Source organism: Streptococcus mitis bv. 2 str. SK95 (genome assembly GCF_000222705.1).
Classification (GTDB): Bacteria; Bacillota; Bacilli; order Lactobacillales; family Streptococcaceae; genus Streptococcus; species Streptococcus mitis_AY.
The window spans coordinates 1-4,326 of record NZ_AFUB01000046.1 but is presented as its reverse complement, the minus strand read 5'-3'; the positions used below and the strand labels follow the sequence as shown (position 1 = coordinate 4,326).

The 4,326-nt window shown below is 28.1% G+C and carries 3 protein-coding genes; 1 reads left to right on the top strand and 2 read right to left on the bottom strand.

What is annotated here, in order from left to right:
- The first annotated feature begins 72 nt into the window (after positions 1-72).
- The gene (locus tag HMPREF9965_RS09355) at positions 73-1,035 is read left to right on the top strand and encodes a glycosyltransferase family 2 protein (RefSeq protein WP_004243870.1); all 963 of its coding nucleotides are present in this window, start codon (positions 73-75) and stop codon (positions 1,033-1,035) included.
- A gap of 208 nt (positions 1,036-1,243) precedes the next feature.
- Here the strand turns inward: HMPREF9965_RS09355 and HMPREF9965_RS09350 are convergent, their stop codons facing one another.
- Both HMPREF9965_RS09350 and HMPREF9965_RS09345 read right to left on the bottom strand, forming a co-directional pair.
- Complete coding sequence (locus HMPREF9965_RS09350) at positions 1,244-1,843, bottom strand: hypothetical protein (protein ID WP_004243861.1); 600 nt, start codon at positions 1,841-1,843, stop codon at positions 1,244-1,246.
- A gap of 221 nt (positions 1,844-2,064) precedes the next feature.
- Entirely contained in the window at positions 2,065-4,287 is a 2,223-nt protein-coding gene (locus tag HMPREF9965_RS09345; RefSeq protein ID WP_001028689.1) for a hypothetical protein, read from the bottom strand.
- Positions 4,288-4,326: the final 39 nt, after the last annotated feature.

Here is a 4,326-nt window from a genome sequence, read left to right as displayed (position 1 = left end):
ATCGCAAACATACTGAAGATAGGAAACTATGGTATACTAGTGATAATAAATAGTTATCATTAGGAGAAAGTTATGGATATTACAATTATTATTCCAATGAAAGATACCGAAGATCAAATAATGAAATGTTTAGATTCTATCAAAATCAATACGCTTTCTAGGGATAGGTATGAAGTCATCATTATTGACGATGCATCAAAGCAACCTTCAGAATTTTTATCAGAAAAATATGATATTCATTATTTTTATTCTAAGAAAAGTTTAGGAGCAGGGGGAGCCCGAAATTTAGGAATAAGGATGGCTCGTGGGAAATACATATGCTTTATAGATAGTGATGACTGGATTTCCTACGATTATTTAGAAAAAGGTCTAACGTATATGGAGCAATGTGCATCTGAAATTGGAATGTTTACTTTAAAACGTGAATACGACGACATAAAGGATATAATCTACAAGTGTAAGTATAATACTTTGCTACAATTAGGGCCTGAAGAGAGTATAAAGGTAATGGCAAAAGAGTATAACTTTGATGTAAACATAGTTCCATCAACAACTAATAAAATCTACCTACGTCAATTTTTAATTGACAATAATATATTTTTTCCTGAGAATCGTAAATTTGAAGATTTACTATTCAGTATTAAGACGATGCTTGTAGCCTCTAAATTAATTTGTATTCCTGATGCAACTTACTTTCATTATCGGCGTAAGGGGTCAATTGTCCAATCTTTTGAACACAAAAATAGCGAAGATATGTTATTCATTTTGAAAGAAATTAAAGTGTATTTAGAAAACAATAATTGTTTTGAAATTTATAAGAAAAGCTTCTATCTTTTTTGTGAACATTTTATGAACTTAATCATTAGACAAATTAATGAATTTTGTAGTGATGAAAATATTAAAAAAGCTGAAATGACTTTTATTGTTAAAAATTTATTACAGCAAATTAACTTAGATGAGTATCTTGCCTCTATTTCAGCAGAAAAACTTAGAATGCATATTCAACCTTACATCATTGATACAAATATACTATAAACATAAATTGTTCTACATGTTCTATTAAATTAATCCTAATATCAGGAAAGTATTTTGTAAATATATTGTAATTTTTGTATTTAAAAATTGAAATGATAAAATCTGTTTATTTAGGTATATTAAAAATTATCAATGACTACGCTAGAATAGGTATACGGAGTATTCGAACGTAATCACTTTACTTTACTGTATTAATAATTAGACTCCCTTACCATATTGAACGAGGATCAAAATAAAACGTATTATCTTTCAGCTCACCTCCTAAATAAAATTCAACATGAGCTGGTGAACAACTTAATTTAAGATTGTGTAAATTAATATTTTTATAATGATTAGGAAGAGGGGAACTATCAATTAATCTCAATTTGTTTTCAATTTCTAGATATTGATTATTTGGGACTAATTCTAAATAATTAAATATGTTAGCAAAAAATAGTTTTTGACGAGCTCTGTAGGGACGTTTCCCCGAATCGTAGACTTCTTTGATTAAGTTCTTAAGAGTTGTTTGATCATCTAAAATGATAGCTCCGGCTACCAATCCAAGAATATACTTTTTATAGTCGTTAAGGTAGTCCTTTTTTAAGATACTAACTTTCTGTAGGATAATTAAGAACTGTTCTTGCTTAGGATTCTCTAAAAATTTTATAAATAATTTCTCTATTTCTAAAAAATAATTATATTTATCAATTGAAATAGGTTCAATTTTAAATAAAATTTCTTTGGCAAGTGTTATATTACTTGAATAAAAGATTCTCGCAAGGCGTTGGGTATAAATTTTTCCATATTCATCTATTTTTGAATAGTTCATAAATTCTTCTAAGAGCTTACAATCTAGTAATAAAGTGTTCTCTGTTTTAATCAGAGCCTCCAAAAATTTTTGGTTAGATTTAATTGTCTGAACTTGATCATGATTTACATTACGATAGGATAGCAAATTATGGAACTTCTTGCTATGTTTTCGAAATTGTTCTAAGCGATAGTTTTCATAATCACTATTGATTATTTCATAGACTACATTTAATATAATATTTAAAAAATTTCAGATTCACTATTATAGTTTAATTTTTCATCAAGTATATTGAAAAGTTTTAAAAATTCTGCATATCCACTACTATCTTGTCCAACATTTGCATTAGCCATTGCAAAAAAATAGTGCAGTAAATAATAATCATTTTGAAATCTATAGAACAACCTCAAGTAGTTGTCTCCTCCTTTAAATTTGCGAAGGAGATAGTAAATTGAATGGTATTCTTGATGAGAAAAATATTGTTGAAGCGTAGCAATTGCTTTTTGACTTTTTTCTCTATTCTTATCTATAAATAAGGAGACAAATATTTCCTGGAGAGGATGATTGAAATTTATATTTTCAGAGATAAATAATTCATTCCCATTGTCTATAATCCAGTTCAAGAACTCCTCTAATAAATTAGAAGAGAATGGCACTAGTTGTTGGTTGATGTCAAAACCTAGAAAATTTTTTTCCAATAAAGATATTGTTGCTTCGCTATATATTTGAATATCATTTGGTGGGAGACTATAGTTCAAGAAAACAGACTTTACTACTTCAAGTTCCTCTTTGCTTAAATCTTCAAAACTTTTAATATTCTCGTTGCTACTGAAATGAATTAATAGTTTAGCGGGTTCGAGTTTTAAGATAGGAAAAGTATTTAAGTCCTGTAATTGTTTTATATTCTTAATGGATTCTTTTAATGGTTCATAGATTGGGTTTATCCCGTCCAGGGATAATACTTCTGATATGTGAATGACATCTTTTGGAAAAGTTAATGGATTTGTTGAAGTAACGACAAAGAAAATATTGTAATCTTCATTATAGCAAGCTTGAATTATATGTTCAAAAAATTCTTTGTATTCGTTTGATAAAAATTGAAAGTTTTCTACAATAACTAATTTAAAGAATTGAGTTTCCTTAAATTGCTGAAAAAAGTCCGTTAGAATGTCTAATTGAAAATATCTAAAAAGTGCTTCGTAATTTTTAGCTTGATACTGTTGTATAAATGATTTTAAGGAACTACTGAGAGGAGTTGGATAATCTTCTTTGATGACCAGATCGTGTAGCAACGGAAACAAAATAAAATGCACTAGCTGAACTAAATTTTCCAAATTGTAGACATCATCCGATGAAAATGATATAAATATTTTGGGGAATTGCTGAATAGTAGGTGATGAAAAATAATTTTTGACTAGATAGCTTTTTCCATATTTATAGGGAGAAATAATTGAAAAAATCTGAGTAGTTTTAGTATGATTCCTAGTTGTTTTACAATACTCTTCCAATTTCTGTCTGACATTCTCTTGTGATTTTATATAAATAGGTTTCATAACAGTATTTTTTATTAAAGTAAAATGCTTAGGACTAAGAATTGAAATTTTGGTATTATTAGATTTCTTACATAAATCGAAAAAATGATAGATAGAATAACTGTCTTGATTTTTTTCGTAAATAAAAGAATTATTCTGGCTACCATTGGGTGAAGCATCATACCTATCGTCAGGAACTATTTGAAATTCTATTTGAATATGATTTTCACCAGCATTTACTGGAATCTCCTTAAGAGAAGATGTATTAACAATTCTCCAGGGATATTTTCCTATATTGTTAGGTAAAATTTCTATTATGTCATCATTGTAAGAAAAAAATGAAAAGGACAATCGATAGCCTGTATTGTACGACAGGTAATCTACTGAAAAATTGGGGTTTCGAATGGCATAGGAATTTATCGTGGTCACTTCAACAAATCTAGTTGAAGTAGTTTCAATTTCTGATATATCAATATCTTTTTCTGAGATATTGGAAGAAAAAAATTCTTTGATATATTTGGGATTTCGTTTTAACCAACTTTCTAGATTTGTTTTAGTTATAAAATGTACAACCGCTTCGGGAGAAATTTCGGTAATTGCAGTTTTTATATTAATAATATTCTCAGTAGAAATATTCGAATTAGTAACAAAGAAATATTTTTTAACATTTTTTTGTAAGATAGAAGTGACAATAGTCGCATCAAGACGATACCGAGATAGTTTTTCTTTGTAGGTATATTTTGCTTCCATCCACCATCTAATAAATTGGCCGTCTTCTATAAAAAAGATGACCTGCGCATCTCTATTTCCATCACGAGTTTCTTTTGTTGGGGACCAATTTCTCTCACTGGGATAAGCTTTTTCAACATATTTTAATGCTAATACTTCAAATGTTTTATCATTTTTGGGTTTTAGATATTGCCAAATATTCAATTTTATAAATCTCCTAATGATAACTATTTATTATCACTA

Bases quoted from the DNA above. Each gene is read 5' to 3' on its own strand.
- HMPREF9965_RS09350 (WP_004243861.1), bottom strand. From the start codon at position 1,843: ATGAACTATTCAAAAATAGATGAATATGGAAAAATTTATACCCAACGC.
- HMPREF9965_RS09355 (WP_004243870.1), top strand. From the start codon at position 73: ATGGATATTACAATTATTATTCCAATGAAAGATACCGAAGATCAAATA.